General features: G+C 62.4%; 13 protein-coding genes and 1 riboswitch. Of the genes, 7 read left to right on the forward strand and 6 right to left on the reverse strand.

Translation table 11 applies throughout. From position 1 onward, the window contains the following. Nucleotides 1–9 precede the first annotated feature (9 nt). Nucleotides 10–753 carry an SDR family NAD(P)-dependent oxidoreductase gene (locus AC066Y_RS09195; RefSeq protein ID WP_478273585.1) on the forward strand — a complete coding sequence of 248 codons (744 nt, stop codon included), beginning with the start codon at nucleotides 10–12 and terminating at the stop codon, nucleotides 751–753. A gap of 4 nt (nucleotides 754–757) precedes the next feature. Further along, on the forward strand, nucleotides 758–1,402 hold the full coding sequence (locus tag AC066Y_RS09200; RefSeq protein ID WP_478273586.1) for a glutathione S-transferase family protein: 645 nt from the start codon (nucleotides 758–760) through the stop codon (nucleotides 1,400–1,402). 143 nt (nucleotides 1,403–1,545) lie between these two features. Here the strand turns inward: AC066Y_RS09200 and AC066Y_RS09205 are convergent, their stop codons facing one another. The 6 genes from AC066Y_RS09205 to AC066Y_RS09230 form a co-directional block, all read right to left on the reverse strand. Further along, entirely contained in the window at nucleotides 1,546–2,388 is an 843-nt protein-coding gene (locus AC066Y_RS09205; protein ID WP_176529131.1) for an ABC transporter ATP-binding protein, read from the reverse strand. A 67-nt stretch (nucleotides 2,389–2,455) separates the two neighbouring features. Beyond that, complete coding sequence (locus tag AC066Y_RS09210) at nucleotides 2,456–3,781, reverse strand: ABC transporter substrate-binding protein (RefSeq protein ID WP_478273735.1); 1,326 nt, start codon at nucleotides 3,779–3,781, stop codon at nucleotides 2,456–2,458. A gap of 95 nt (nucleotides 3,782–3,876) precedes the next feature. Then, complete coding sequence (locus tag AC066Y_RS09215; RefSeq protein ID WP_478273587.1) at nucleotides 3,877–5,004, reverse strand: branched-chain amino acid ABC transporter permease; 1,128 nt, start codon at nucleotides 5,002–5,004, stop codon at nucleotides 3,877–3,879. 15 nt (nucleotides 5,005–5,019) lie between these two features. Next, a complete protein-coding gene (locus tag AC066Y_RS09220) occupies nucleotides 5,020–5,949 on the reverse strand; it encodes a branched-chain amino acid ABC transporter permease (RefSeq protein ID WP_478273588.1) in 930 nt (309 codons plus the stop codon). A 9-nt stretch (nucleotides 5,950–5,958) separates the two neighbouring features. Beyond that, nucleotides 5,959–6,744, reverse strand: coding sequence for an ABC transporter ATP-binding protein (locus tag AC066Y_RS09225; protein ID WP_478273589.1), 786 nt, complete (start codon nucleotides 6,742–6,744; stop codon nucleotides 5,959–5,961). Continuing rightward, nucleotides 6,741–8,711 carry an AMP-binding protein gene (locus AC066Y_RS09230; protein ID WP_478273736.1) on the reverse strand — a complete coding sequence of 657 codons (1,971 nt, stop codon included), beginning with the start codon at nucleotides 8,709–8,711 and terminating at the stop codon, nucleotides 6,741–6,743. Before AC066Y_RS09230 ends, AC066Y_RS09225 begins: the two co-directional genes overlap by 4 nt. A gap of 731 nt (nucleotides 8,712–9,442) precedes the next feature. Beyond that, nucleotides 9,443–9,553, forward strand: a riboswitch (guanidine-I (ykkC/yxkD leader). A gap of 78 nt (nucleotides 9,554–9,631) precedes the next feature. Here AC066Y_RS09230 and AC066Y_RS09235 point away from each other — a divergent pair. From AC066Y_RS09235 to AC066Y_RS09255, 5 genes are read left to right on the forward strand one after another with little or no spacing between them, the layout of a single operon-like run. After that, nucleotides 9,632–10,705 (forward strand): putative urea ABC transporter substrate-binding protein, encoded by a 1,074-nt coding sequence (locus AC066Y_RS09235; protein WP_478273590.1) that lies wholly within the window; start codon nucleotides 9,632–9,634, stop codon nucleotides 10,703–10,705. A gap of 58 nt (nucleotides 10,706–10,763) precedes the next feature. Further along, entirely contained in the window at nucleotides 10,764–11,582 is an 819-nt protein-coding gene (locus tag AC066Y_RS09240) for an ABC transporter permease (protein ID WP_478273591.1), read from the forward strand. Next, on the forward strand, nucleotides 11,579–12,412 hold the full coding sequence (locus AC066Y_RS09245) for an ATP-binding cassette domain-containing protein (protein ID WP_478273592.1): 834 nt from the start codon (nucleotides 11,579–11,581) through the stop codon (nucleotides 12,410–12,412). Before AC066Y_RS09240 ends, AC066Y_RS09245 begins: the two co-directional genes overlap by 4 nt. Next, on the forward strand, nucleotides 12,409–13,254 hold the full coding sequence (locus AC066Y_RS09250; RefSeq protein ID WP_478273593.1) for an urea amidolyase associated protein UAAP1: 846 nt from the start codon (nucleotides 12,409–12,411) through the stop codon (nucleotides 13,252–13,254). The genes AC066Y_RS09245 and AC066Y_RS09250 overlap by 4 nt, the downstream gene beginning before the upstream one ends. Continuing rightward, nucleotides 13,251–13,889: an urea amidolyase associated protein UAAP2 gene (locus AC066Y_RS09255; RefSeq protein ID WP_478273594.1), complete on the forward strand. Its 639-nt coding sequence runs from the start codon at nucleotides 13,251–13,253 to the stop codon at nucleotides 13,887–13,889. Before AC066Y_RS09250 ends, AC066Y_RS09255 begins: the two co-directional genes overlap by 4 nt.

The following is a 13,889-nucleotide window of genomic DNA, read 5'->3' on the forward strand; positions in this document are numbered from 1 at the left end:
AGATGTCCTATGGCCGAGACGAACCAGACTGCCTTGCTGGTGGGCGCGGGCGATGCGATCGGCGCCGCGGTGGCGCGACGCTTCGCTGCCGGCGGCTACACCGTCTGCATCGCGCGGCGCGATGCGGCGAAATCGAGCGCCCTGGTGGAGGAACTGACCGGCGCCGGAAGCCGGGTGCATGCGCTCAGTGTCGACGCCCGGCGCGAGACCGAGGTGCAGGAACTTTGCGAGCGGGTCGAGCGCGAGATCGGGCCGATCGAGGTCTGCCTGTTCAATGCCGGCTCGAACGTCAAGAAGGAGCTGCACGAGACCAGCGAAAAGCTGTTCTTCAAGGCATGGGAGCTCGCCTGCTTCGCCGGCTTCCTGGTCGGACGCGAGGCGACCCGGCACATGCTGCGGCATGGCCGCGGCACCATGCTGTTCACCGGCGCGACCGCGAGCGTGCGCGGCAGCAGCGGCTTTGCGGCATTCGCATCCGCCAAGTTCGGCCTGCGCGCGGTTGCCCAGGCGATGGCGCGCGAGCTCGGACCGAAGAACATCCATGTCGCGCATCTCCTGATCGATGCCGGCGTCGACAGCCCGGCCATTCACCAGCGGATGAAGGCCGCCACCGGCGTTGATGCGTCGGCGATCCCGCCGGATTCCTTGACACGGACGTCCTCGATCGCGGAGGCCTACTGGTTCGTGCATCAGCAGAGCCGCGACGGATGGAGCCATGAACTCGATCTGCGTCCCTCCGTCGAGAAATGGTGACGTCATGCCGGAGACGCTGACGCTATGGGGGGTGGGGACATCGCGGACGATCCGGGCCCACTGGGCACTGCACGAATTGGGGCTGGACTATCACTGCAAGCCGATCCTGCCGCGTTCCGGTGAGACCAAGACGCCGGAATACACGCTGCTCAATCCGCGGCAGAAGATTCCCCTGCTGCAGGATGGCGACTTCACGATCGGGGAGAGTGCCGCCATCGTCGCCTATCTGGCACGCCATTACTCCAACCCGAACGTTTCGCTCGTTCCCGTCGAAGAGCGCGACTTTGCACGATGGCTGGAATGGTGCTTCTTCATCGTGGCCGAGCTCGACTCGACCAGCCTTTACGTGATGCGTCGCCATGACGTCCAAGGCCTCGCCCATATCTACGGCCATGCTCCGGATGTCGTCGTGAAAGCGGCGGAGTATTTTCGCCAGCAGCTACGCCATGTCGAAGTCGCCCTGTCGGATGGCCGCCAGTATCTGATGGGCGATCAGTTCACCAGCGCGGATATCCTGCTCGCGACCTGCCTGGTATGGGCGATCGACTATGGCGTCGGGGTCTGCGACGTTGCGACGCCCTATCTCGATCGAGTCACGGCGCGGCCGGCCTACAAGAAAAGCGTCGCGGTCAACACTGTGAATATCTGATCGGTGACACGCGTCAGAGCCTGAGGCGTGTACTCATTGGGCGGCTGGCTGACTGATGTCCGCTCGCCCCCCACAGCGGCGGAAGCACGCCTCGCACGAGGTCGCAGAAGGGTCCATGAGCGGACCAGGAATCCCCGACCGCTCTAAGCGAGCCAACGCTTGCGCCGCTTGTAGTGCTTCACGTCGCGATATGATTTTCGCTTGTCGCCGGCGATGCCAAGATAGAACTCCTTGACGTCCTCGTTGGCGGCGAGGGCGCGCGCTTCGCCATCCATCACCACGCGGCCGTTCTCGAGGATGTAGCCGTGGCTCGCATATCTGAGCGCCATATTGGTGTTCTGCTCGGCGAGAAGAAACGAAACACCTTCCTTGACGTTGAGATCCTTCACGATCTCGAAGATTTCCTCGACGATCTGCGGCGCGAGCCCCATCGAAGGTTCGTCGAGAAGGATCATCTTCGGGCGCGACATCAGCGCGCGCCCGATCACGCACATCTGCTGTTCGCCGCCCGACGTATAGCCGGCAGTGGAGCCGCGCCGCTCCCTGAGACGGGGGAAATAGGCGTAGACCCGTTCAAGGTCCTGCGTGATCGCGAACTTGCCATCCGTCCGCGTAAAGGCGCCGGTCAGGAGATTCTCCTCGACCGTAAGATGAGGGAAGGCGCGCCGCCCCTCCATCACCTGAATGCAGCCGCGTCGCACCACGTCGTTTGGCGACAGGGACTTCACCTCGACGCCGTTGAACAGGATCGAGCCTTTGGTGACCTCGCCGCGCTCGGCGTGCAGCAGATTGGAGATCGCCTTCAGCGTCGTCGTCTTGCCGGCGCCGTTTGCGCCGAGAAGCGCGACAATGCCGCCTCGCGGGACCTCCAGCGAGACGCCCTTCAACACGAGGATGACGTGATCGTAGACAACCTCGATATTGTTGACCGATAGAATCAGAGCTGCCGCTTCCGTCGCAGCGGTGACGACCTTGGCGATTGACACGCGCAGACCTCCAAACTGGGGAATCCGGGAAGCAGGCAAACCTGCCTCCCGGATCACGTGCACGGGCTCAGGTTTCTTTCGCGCAGTCGCGCGGCTTGATCTTCTTCTCCGCGGCATACTTCGCGGACACATCGGCGACGAGCGGCTCGATGAGCGATTCGTCAGCCGTGTACCAGTCGGAGATCACTCTCCAACCCTTGCCATCCCATTGCTGGACGCGCCCGTAGCGCGCGCCCTCGTGGTCGGAGCAGGAAATGCTGACCGGCTTCAACATCCCCTCAAAGCCGAGTTCCTTGATACGTGCATCGGTGAGGATGAGGTTCTCAAGCCCCCAACGGACCTGCTCGCCCGTCAGCGGTTTCTTGCCGAACTTTTCCTGCGCCTTGCGGATCGCCTCCACGCCGAGCATGGCATTCGTCATGCCGCGGTTGTAGAGAACTTCACCGATCTTGCCAGGTTCCGTCGAACCCTTGCCCTTGGCGTAGACGTACTTCTCTATGTCCGTGTGCGCGGGATATTTTCCTGCACCATGCTGAAGCATCAGCGACTTGTAGCCGGCGGCCTGATCACCTGCCGGCGTCACATCCGGCTCTGCGCCCGACCACCAAACACCGATCATCTTGTCGCGCGGATAGGCGACGGCCGCCGCTTCCTTGATTGCCGTGCTGTTCATGACGCCCCAGCCCCAGACCAGGACATAGTCCGGCCGATTCTGGCGGATCGCCAGCCATTGCGATTTCTGCTCGACACCCGGGTGCGTGACCGGTATCGGCGTGAACTCAAAGCCGTATTTCTGCGCCAGCACCTGCAGCATCGGAATCGGCTCCTTGCCATACGGGCTGTCGTGATACAGCAGAGAAATCTTCCTGCCTTTCAGCTTGTCGAACCCGCCGAGTTCCTTGGCGACGTGCTGGATCGCGATATCCGCCGCGGACCAGTAGGTGCCAAGCAGCGGGAAGTTGTACGGGAATACCGCGCCGTTCTTGGAATCGGCACGGCCGTACCCCATCGTGATGATCGGGATCTTGTCGGTCGCGGTCTTTTCGGTGAGCGCGAAGGTGATGCCGGTCGACAGCGGATTGATGAAGGCCGCGCCGGTTGGACCCTTGCTCTTGAGACGCTCATAGCACTCGACGCCTTTGTCGGTCGCGTAGGCGGTTTCGCACTCCTCGACCAGAAGCTTGACGCCGTTGATGCCGCCGTCGCGCTCGTTGATCAGGTTGTAGTAGTCGGCAACGCCGTTTGCGTAGGGCGCGCCGTTCACGGCGTACGGTCCAGTCCGGTAGGACAGAATTGGAATGAACTGCTCGTTTTGCGCTGCGGCCGGTGGGCCAAACGCCGCGCCGGCCAAGGCGGTCGCTAGTATCAGTAAACTGCGTGCAATACTTGCCATATTGATATCCTCCTCCTTAGAATCCCTCTTTCCCGTCCGCGGTGCTTCCTTCCTTTTCGTTGTCAGCGGCCGCCATCCGCGTTGCGATCGCTCTTTCAATAGGGAAACGGCCAAAGTCTGAGCTTCTCCTTGCCGATCGATATCAGCCGGGCGAAGCCATGGGGTTCCTTGATCAGCAGATAACAGATCAAAGATCCGAAGGTGATGAACTGGAGGTGCGTGATTGTTTGTGTCGACAGTGGCAGGCCGAGTTCGGTTGGAATCACATTCAGCATGATCGGCACGATGAGGATGAAAGCCGCCCCGATGAACGAACCCATGATCGATCCAAGCCCGCCGATGATGACCATGAACAGAAGCTCCAGCGAGCGGTCGATCGAGAACGCAAGCGGCTCCCATGAACCGAGGTAGACGAACGCCCACAGCGCACCCGCCACCCCGATGATGAATGAAGAGACTGCGAAGGCCGTAAGCTTGGCATAGAGCGGCCGGATACCGATCAGTTCGGCGGCGATATCCATGTCGCGGATCGCCATCCACTGCCTGCCGAGATTGCCGCGAACGAGATTCTTCGCCAACACCGCCATCAAGGTCACGAAGAGCAGGCACAGCAGGTAGCGCTCGACCGGCGTGCGAACGACCATGCCGAAGAAATCCAGCGCCGGTGCATTGACCGATCCCGACGGGGCGTAGTTGGTGAACCACGGAATTCGCAGGAACGCCCAATCGAAGAAGAACTGCGCGGCGAGCGTTGCGACCGCCAGGTAGAGACCCTTGATCCGCAGACTGGGAATGCCGAACAGGATTCCGGCACCCGCCGCCATGAACCCACCAAGCAGAATGGATGCCAGCACGGGCAACGGCGGCATCGAGATCGCGAAGCCAAGCCAGGCAAGCGGGATATGGACGCCTGTCGCCAGCTTGTAGGCGGAATAGGCGCCGATGGCCATGAACGCGCCGCTGCCGAGCGAAATCTGGCCGCAATAGCCGACAAGTATGTTCGTGCCGATGGCGGCGAGCGCAAGGATAAGGAAGGGCAGCAAGATCGCCCACAACAGATAGTCGGTGCTGAACGGCCAGATACGGAAGGTGGCCAACAGCGGCACGCCAACGAAAGCGATCGCGAGCAAGACGGCGAGCGCGATACGGTCCTGACGGATCGGAAAGATCGCCATGTCCTCTGCGTAGCTCGTCTTGAACTGGCCGGCCTCGCGATAAAGCACGACGAACTCCTTGTTTCAGATACGTTCGATGATCCGCTCGCCGAACAGCCCCTGCGGCCGCACGAGCAGCACCGCCAACGCCAGCACAAACGCAAACCAATATTCGATACCGCCACCGATGGATGGCCCTAGATACGCCTCGGCAAGCTTCTCGCCCGCCCCCACGATGAGCCCGCCGACGATGGCTCCCGGAATCGAGGTGAGGCCTCCAATGATCAGAACCGGCAGCGCCTTCAGCGCGAGAAAAGTGATGGAGAACTGCACGCCGAGCTTGGTCCCCCATACGGTCGCCGCGACCAGCGCAACGAGGCCGGCGGCAAGCCAGACGACGAACCAGATCCAGCTGATCGGGATACCGACTGAATGCGCGGCCAAATGGTCGTCGGCCACGGCCCTGAGTGCGCGACCGGTCTTGGTACGCTGAAAGAAAATTGCGAGGCCGACGACCAGGATGCCTGCGATCAATGCGCCCCAGACATCCAGCTTGTTGACCAGAATGCCACCCGGGAACAGGCCTTCAAACAAGAACCAGGCATCGGTCGGGAACAGCCGCAACGGGTAGACATCCGATCCGAAGATCATCTCCGCGGCGCCCTCGATGACGAATGTCACGCCGATCGTCGACATGAACAGCGTCAGGCCGTCCTGGTTGACAAGAGGTCCGATCACGAACCGCTCGATGAGCCAGGCCGTTGCCGCCATGATCACGGCGGCAAAGCCGACAGCGAGGACGACCGCGACCCAAAGCGGAAAGCCGTTGGCGACCAGGAGGTCGAGGGAGCGAACCAGCGCCAATCCCGCGAGCAATACCATTGCTCCCTGGGCATAATTGAATACGCCGGATGCCTTGAAGATCAGCACGAAGCCGAGCGCGACCAGCGAATAGAGTACGCCGGACATCAATCCGCCGATAAGGACCTCGAGAAACTGACCCAGTGCGATCATGGACGCACCTCAATGCGCGACGCCAAGATATGCGTCGATGACGGCTTGACTTTTCTTCACTTCATCAGGCGTGCCGTCGGCGATCTTTACGCCGTGATCAAGCACCGCTACGCGATCCGACAGATCCATCACCACGGCCATGTCGTGCTCGATCAGGGCGATTGTCGTGCCGTAATGGTTGTTCACATCAACGATGAACCGCGACATGTCTTCCTTCTCCTCGAGGTTCATGCCTGCCATCGGCTCGTCGAGGAGAAGAAGGTCGGGCTCCATCGCCAGAGCGCGACCGAGTTCGACACGCTTCTGCAAGCCGTATGGCAAACGCCCAACCGGTACCTTGCGGATTGTCTCGATCTCCAGAAAGTCGATGATCTCCTCGACCTTGCGCCGATGCTCGACCTCCTCTGCGAGGGCAGGGCCATAACGCAGCACCTGCCACAACAGCCCCCGGCGCACCTTCAGGCTGCGGCCTGCCATGATGTTGTCGAGCGCGCTCATGCCCTTGAACAGGGCGACATTCTGAAAGGTGCGTGCGATTCCGCCGCGCGCCGCCTCGAAAGGCTGCATTCTGGCCCGAGTGCGCCCCTTGAAGGTGATGGCGCCATGATTGGGGTGATAGAAGCCGTTGACGACGTTCAGCATCGAGGTCTTGCCGGCGCCGTTGGGGCCGATGATGGCTCGAATTTCACCCTTTCTGACGTCGAACGAAACGTCCCGCAGCGCCTTGACGCCGCCGAAGGCCAGTGCCACGCCCTCGACCTGCAGCAGGATTTCGTTGGTGTCCGGCGCTCTCATGCTGCTCTTCCCAGCGATTCTGCCGGACCGATGACTTGCATGTCGCGAACCTTGACCCGTGCCGCGATCGTACCTTTGCGACCGTCCTCCAACGTGACCTCGGTGGAAATGTCGGCTTCCTGCGAGCCGTTGTAGAGCGCCGAGACCAGCGGCGCATAGCGCTCGGCAATGAACCGGCGGCGTACCTTCTGCGTACGGGTCAACTCACCGTCATCCGCGTCGAGCTCCTTGTGCAGGATGAGGAAGCGGCGAACCTGCGCGCCCGCCAGCACCGTTTCCTTGGCAAGCGAGCGGTTCACCTCGGCAACGTCTTTCGCCACCATGTCGTAGACCAGCGGATGCCCGGCCAGTTCCTGATACGACCCGTAGGCAACGTTGTTGCGTTCCGCCCAATTTGCGACGGCGACCGGGTCGATGTTGAGCATCGCGCAAACAAAATCCCGGGAGTCACCGAAAGTGACCGCTTCCTTGATATTGGGATAGAACTTCAGTCTGTTCTCGAGATATTTCGGGGCAAACATCGTGCCGTCCGCCAACCGACCGACGTCCTTGGCGCGGTCGATGATCTTCAGATGCCCGGTCTTCTCGTCGAAAAAGCCCGCATCACCAGTCCTGACGTATCCGTCGGACGTCATGGCTTCCGCGGTCTTTGCCTGATCCTTGAAATACCCGAGGAACATGCCGGGTGATCGAAACTGCACTTCGCCCGATTCCGCAATGCGAATGTCAACATTGGGCGCCCGCGGACCAACCGTATCCGAGTAGATCTCGCCATCCGGCTGGCACGTTACATAAAGGAACGCTTCGGTCTGGCCGTAGAGCTGTTTCAGATTCAGTCCGATCGAACGGTAGAACGCGAACAGTTCCGGACCGATCGCTTCGCCTCCAGTGTATGCAACGCGCACCAGCGACAGGCCAAGAACGTTCTTGAGAGGCTCGTAGACCAGCCAGCGCCCGAGCGCATAGAGCAATCGGCCTGACAGCGGCACCGGACGTCCCGTCAAGACTTGCTCGCCATACCGCCGCGCGACGTCTAGAAAGTAGCTGAACAATCGCCGCTTGAGCGGCGCTGCGTCCTCCATCCGGACCATCAGCCGCGTCAGCATGGCCTCGAAACCGCGCGGTGGGGCCAAGTAGAAGGTTGGTCCGATCTCACGCCGATCCTGCTCAATCGTGTCGCCGCTCTCGGGACACGCCATGCAGAATCCGGCCACGAGGCCTTGCACATAGCTGACGTAATGATCGCCGGCCCAGGCCAGCGGCAGATAGGCGAGCACTACGTCCCTGTCGGTCAGTCTGTCGAACCGCGTGGTGTCGGTCGCAGCATCGATGCAGCCCCGCGCCGACAGCATGACGCCCTTCGGCGCGCCGGTCGTTCCCGAGGTGTAGAGGATGACTGCAATGTCCGAACCGTTGCCCGCCTGAACGTATTCATCGATCCGTTCGCCAAGCGCCGTGTCAGCCGCAAGCGCTGCGCGGCCGTCTTCGATGACATCGCCGATTGCGATCAGTCGACCGTCATCATAGCCATCAAGGCCGCGCGGCTCGTCGTAGACAATCTTGTCGAGTTGCAGCAGCCGGTCGGCCACAGACAAGACCTTGTCGACCTGCTCCTGGTCTTGCGCTGCGACGAGCTTCACCTCCGCGTGAGCGAGCACAAAAGCAAGTTCGTCGGCCACCGCATCCGAGTAAACCGGAACAGGAATCGCGCGCAGCATCTGCGCTGCCATCATGGTCCAGTAAAGCTTCGGCCGATTGGAGCCGACGACCGCGATTATCTCACCCTGCCGCAAACCAAGCCGATGCAAGCCCGCGGCATAGGCACGCACGATCTCGGCAACTTCGGCCCAAGTCCAGGTTTGCCAGATGCCACGATCCTTATGACGAAACGCCGGACGCGTGCCAAACCGCGAAGCATTTCGCAGCAGCAATTTGGGGAACGTGTCAAACGATCCGCCGCCGGCCATGTCGGTCTCGATCCCAAAAACCGGCGCGTTGGTTCGCCCCTGCTTATGGTGATGCCGTCCTTTTTTGGGCGGCAGCCATGCGAGTTCCGCATGCTCCAACATGACAGCGGATCGAGGGCCCTACAAGTCCCAGATTGCTAGATCTTCAGCGGGGCCACGCTTCGGGGATGCGGACTGGCCGCCAATTCCCGAAGCTGATCTTACGGCCAAACCAATCAAAGAAGTTTCCGCCGGCAAGCGGACGCTGACCGGCTCAGAAGGGGTAATCCCAATGCCCGGCAAGCCTCACGTTTGGCGGGCTGAGCGCGAGAGCGGATTCTCCGTCGTTCGATCTGCGAGCCCCAGGTTCGAGCGTGCTGCCGCCAAATCGAGTTCTTGCCGTGCGGGCGTGCCGGCTCGACGAGCAAAATTCATGGGTTGGTAGATAGCAAAGGCCTGACGGTTCGCTTGTTCGGACCGCCGACGTCGCATCGCGGCGCCAGACCGTAGCGGCCATGCAGACCGCGCCAGAGGCCGTCGCACAGGGCACTCAAAAGTTTGCGCACCGAACATCCCCTCGACATTAGCTTTGGCGTGATCCTGCTGATGTCACCGGCGAAATGACAGAGCCATTTCTGGGCAGGCCTGCGTAGTTTTTGAGCAAACGGCCATTGCTGCGACGCGACCCGCGCCAAAGAATCTCATGAGATTCAAATACCGGCGCTGTGGCACGCCTCGTGCATCAATGGCGCTGAGTTGGCCGCTAGGGTTCCGATCTTGCGAAGCAAGGTGCTGGTCCGAGAGCAGCCGCTTGCGGGGGAGACATCCCCGCAGGTGCACGGCGGGATAAAAGCCCGGGAGACCTCGTTAGCCAAGGGATTGGCGGAGCGATGGTCTTTTCGCCAGTCCCTTTTTGTGAAGTTTCGCAAGAGGGATCGGCAATGAACAAATTCGTCTTCTTCCTCCGCTCTGTTGTCACCGGCTGCGCGATCGTGCTCGCGGCCGCATCCGTCGCTGACGCCGCACCGAAGAAAAGCTTCAAGGTTGCCTGGTCGATCTATGTCGGGTGGATGCCGTGGGGCTATGCGGCCGACACCGGCATCGTCAAGAAGTGGGCCGACAAATACGGCATCACGATCGAGGTCAAGCAGTTCAACGACTACGTCGAATCGATCAACCAGTACACTGCCGGCGGCTATGATGCCGTCACCATCACCAACATGGACGCGCTGTCGATTCCGGCGGCAGGCGGCGTCGACACCACCGCGATCGTGATGGGCGATTTCTCCAACGGCAACGACGCCGTGATCCTCAAGAACAAGTCGGATCTCGCCGCGATCAAGGGCCAGACGGTCAACCTGGTCGAATTCTCGGTGTCGCACTATCTGTTGGCACGCGCGCTCGAGACCAGCAAGCTGAGCGAGAAGGACGTCAAGGTCGTCAACACCTCCGATGCCGATATCGCCGCCGCCTACAAGACGCCCGACGTCAACGCGGTCGTGACCTGGAATCCGATCGTGACGGAAATCCTCGGCTCGCCCGATGCAAAGAAGGTGTTCGACTCCTCGCAGATCCCCGGCGAGATCATGGACCTGATGGTGGTCAACACCGCCGTCGCCAAGGACAATCCGGATTTCGCCAAGGCGCTGGTCGGCATCTGGTACGAGACGCTGTCCAAGATGACGGCGAACGATCCGGCCGCGAAGGCCGCCAAGGAGGCGATGGCGAAGGCGTCCGGCACCGACCTTGCCGGCTTCGACAGCCAGCTCTCGACCACAAAACTGTTCGACAAGGCAACCGACGCCGAAGCGTTTACGCGCAGCCAGACCATCGGCGTGACCATGGACCGCGTCCGCAAGTTCCTGTTCGAGAAGGACCTGCTCGGCAAGGGCGCGAAGTCGGTCGACGCGGTCGGGATCGAGCTCGCCGACAAGTCGGTGCTGGGCGACAAGTCGAACGTCAAGCTGCGCTTCGATCCGACTTACATGGACGAAGCCGCTAAAGGCAAGCTTTGACGTCAAGCTCTGACGCCAAGCCTTGACGCGCATCGCGTTGCCTCAAGCAGGAGCGAACATGCGACTTGTGAACATACGGCCGGGACGGCAGACGCGATTCTATCTGCTCGCGCTGCCGTTCGTATTGGTCGCAATCGCCTACTTCGCTGGCTCCAGCGCGCGGCTCACGCAAAACCCGAACGACAAGCTGCTGCCGGCGCTGCCCAGCATGGTCCAGGCCGTCAAGCAGATGGCGTTCGAGGTCGACCCGCGCACCGGCGGCTATCTGATGGCCTCCGACACCGTCGCCAGCCTGGGGCGACTGGGGTCGGCGCTGGCGATCTCGACGGTGGCGGCGCTCGTCCTCGGCATCGTGATCGGACTGCTGCCGGGCGCCAATGCCCTGCTCGGGCCGTTCGTGTCGGTGACCTCGATGGTGCCGCCGCTGGCGCTGTTGCCGATCCTGTTCATCGTGATGGGGTTAGGTGAGAACTCGAAGATCGCGCTGATCGTGATCGGGACGCTGCCCTGCATGATCCGCGACCTCGCCATGAAGGTGCAGGAGCTGCCGCGCGAGCAGATCGTCAAGGCGCAGACGCTCGGCGCCTCGACCTGGCAGATCGCGCTGCGCGTCGCGATGCCGCAAACCCTGCCGCGGCTGATCGACGTGCTGCGCCTGCAACTCGGCCCGGCGTGGCTGTTCCTGATCGCGGCCGAGGCGATCGCCTCGGATTCCGGGCTCGGCTACCGGATCTTCCTGGTGCGCCGCTATCTCGCGATGGACGTCATCATCCCTTACGTCGCCTGGATCACGCTGCTGGCGTTCCTGATCGATGCCGGCCTGCGCGTCACGCAGCGCAGGCTGTTCCCCTGGTTTGCCTCGGTGAGGGCGGAATGAGCGCGATCCGGTTCGACGACGTCTGGAAGGAATACGGCGACCACATCGTGCTCGAGCGCATCACGATGGAGGTCGAGCCGCGTGCCTTCATTGCGCTGGTCGGCCCGTCCGGCTGCGGCAAGACCACGCTGCTGCGGATGCTGCTCGGCGAGGAGCAGCCGAGCCGCGGCCAGATCTTGGTCGATGGCAAGCCGTTGCGCGCCGAGCCGGATGCCGACCGCGGCGTGGTGTTCCAGCGCTACTCGGTGTTTCCGCATCTGACCGTCCTGCAAAACGTCATGCTCGGCCGCGAGTTGCGCGACGCCAAATTCACGGCCCGGCTGTTCGGCGCCGCGCGCCGCGCCGCCGCCGACGAGGCCATGGCGTTGCTCGCCGAAGTCGGGCTCGCCGGCCAGGAGAGCAAATATCCATCGGCGCTGTCGGGCGGCATGCAGCAGCGCCTCGCGCTTGCGCAAGCGATCATGCGCGGACCGAAAATCCTGCTGCTCGACGAGCCGTTCGGCGCGCTCGATCCGGGGATTCGCGCCGACATCCACCTGTTGATGAAGCGGCTCTGGAACGAGACCCATCTCACGGTCGTGATGGTCACGCATGACCTCAGCGAGGCGTTCGGGCTCGCGACCCGCGTGATCGCGCTGGAGCGGCAGCGCAACCGGCCGGAGGAGCGCGAGCGCTACGGCGCCACCGTGTCGCGCGACCTCGAGATCTTCCCACGCCGCAGCGCCGAGCTGCGGTCATCAGTTCAACCGGCTCCGATCGGGACGACCCGGTCAGGCACGGAGCATCAGCCGGGACGGCCCGGCGCTCTCGTCTTGAAGGAGCAACGATGATCCTGTCAGAGGAACAGAAGGCCGAGATCGCGGCGCATACCCGACGTTACAACGAGTTGAAAGCAGCGGGGCAGGAGCATGCGCCGCGGGCGCTGCCGGCGCCGACCGCGCGCGACGCTGCGCCGATCGCCACTGATGCCATCATCCATCGCGAGGTGATTCCGGCCGGCTGGTACTGGACCACCCGGCTGAACCGCGGCGATACGTTGCGCATCGTCAACAATTCGGGGACTTCGACCGTCAGCCTTCTCGCCTGGAACAGTGCTGACACCACCGAGCGGCTCAACCACGCCGACACCATCAAGGTGCAGTGGGCGGCGCGGCTGCAGAAGGGGCGCGTGCTGCTCTCGGACATGGGGCGCGCGCTGCTCGGCATCACCGAGGACAGCAGTGCCGCGCATGATGCGGTGGTCGGTGGCTCGACCGCGGCGACCAACCTGGCGAAATACGGCGAAGGGAATTTCCGCAATACGCGCGACAATTTCGTCCTCGCCGCGGCGAAGCTCGGACTCGATCGCCGCGACGTTCATCCCTGCGTCAGCTTTTTTGCGCCGGTTGCGATCGACGCGGGCGGCAAGTTTTTCTGGTCTGAGGCGCGCCGGCAAAAGGGTGATTTCGTCGATCTGCGCGCGGAGATGGACCTGCTGATCGCGCTGTCGAACTGTCCGCATCCGCTCGATCCCGCGGAAAGCTATCCGCAGGCGAGCGTGGAGATCGTGCGCTACCGCGCCGATGCGATTGCGGCTGACGATTTGTGTCGTACCGCGACCGCCGAGGCGATCCTCGCCTATCAGAACAATGCGCTGTATTTCGGCGAGACCTGCGAAGGAGCCGCGCGATGACCACGCAATCCGCTGAGACCCGTGGCCGCGTCGTTCTCGACGTCGAAATTCCCGCGCGCAAGCCGTGGTCGGCCATCATCCGCAAAGGGCAGACGCTGCGGATCACGGACACTCATGGCCAGCAGGCGGTCGATACGCTGTTCTATCGCGCCGACGACTATCAGGAGCGCTACAGCGGCCAGGACACGCTGCGCGCACAGGGCTCGGCCTATGTCGGGCTCGGCACCAGGATCATGTCCAATGAAGGCCGGGTGATGCTGCGCGTCACCGCTGATAGTTGCGGCCTGCACGATACGTCGGCGGGCGCCTGCTCCTGCGAAAGCAACACGGTGCGGTTCGGGAACCAGGCCCGCTACCAGCACGCCTGCCGCGAGAATTTCGTGCTCGAGGCTGCGAAGTACGGCATGTCGAAGCGCGACATCGTGCCGAACCTGAACTTCTTCATGAACGTACCGATCGATCCCGCCGGAAATTTCACCGTGGTCGACGGCGTCTCCAAACCGGGTGACGCGATCGAGCTGGTGGCGGAGATGGACGTGCTGTGCCTGATCTCGAACTGCCCGCAGATCAACAATCCCTGCAACGGCTTCTTCCCGACGCCGGTACAGGTCACGATCTTCGAGCCGGAGGCGTGA

It is taken from the genome of Bradyrhizobium sp. USDA3010, from assembly GCF_056429065.1.

Excerpts from the sequence above, each read along its gene's own strand:
- AC066Y_RS09210 (WP_478273735.1), bottom strand. The coding sequence starts at position 3,781 with ATGGCAAGTATTGCACGCAGTTTACTGATACTAGCGACCGCCTTGGCC.
- AC066Y_RS09255 (WP_478273594.1), top strand. The coding sequence starts at position 13,251 with ATGACCACGCAATCCGCTGAGACCCGTGGCCGCGTCGTTCTCGACGTC.
- AC066Y_RS09220 (WP_478273588.1), bottom strand. The coding sequence starts at position 5,949 with ATGATCGCACTGGGTCAGTTTCTCGAGGTCCTTATCGGCGGATTGATG.
- AC066Y_RS09235 (WP_478273590.1), top strand. The coding sequence starts at position 9,632 with ATGAACAAATTCGTCTTCTTCCTCCGCTCTGTTGTCACCGGCTGCGCG.
- AC066Y_RS09250 (WP_478273593.1), top strand. The coding sequence starts at position 12,409 with ATGATCCTGTCAGAGGAACAGAAGGCCGAGATCGCGGCGCATACCCGA.
- AC066Y_RS09240 (WP_478273591.1), top strand. The coding sequence starts at position 10,764 with ATGCGACTTGTGAACATACGGCCGGGACGGCAGACGCGATTCTATCTG.
- AC066Y_RS09195 (WP_478273585.1), top strand. The coding sequence starts at position 10 with ATGGCCGAGACGAACCAGACTGCCTTGCTGGTGGGCGCGGGCGATGCG.
- AC066Y_RS09245 (WP_478273592.1), top strand. The coding sequence starts at position 11,579 with ATGAGCGCGATCCGGTTCGACGACGTCTGGAAGGAATACGGCGACCAC.
- AC066Y_RS09230 (WP_478273736.1), bottom strand. The coding sequence starts at position 8,711 with ATGGCCGGCGGCGGATCGTTTGACACGTTCCCCAAATTGCTGCTGCGA.
- AC066Y_RS09200 (WP_478273586.1), top strand. The coding sequence starts at position 758 with ATGCCGGAGACGCTGACGCTATGGGGGGTGGGGACATCGCGGACGATC.
- AC066Y_RS09225 (WP_478273589.1), bottom strand. The coding sequence starts at position 6,744 with ATGAGAGCGCCGGACACCAACGAAATCCTGCTGCAGGTCGAGGGCGTG.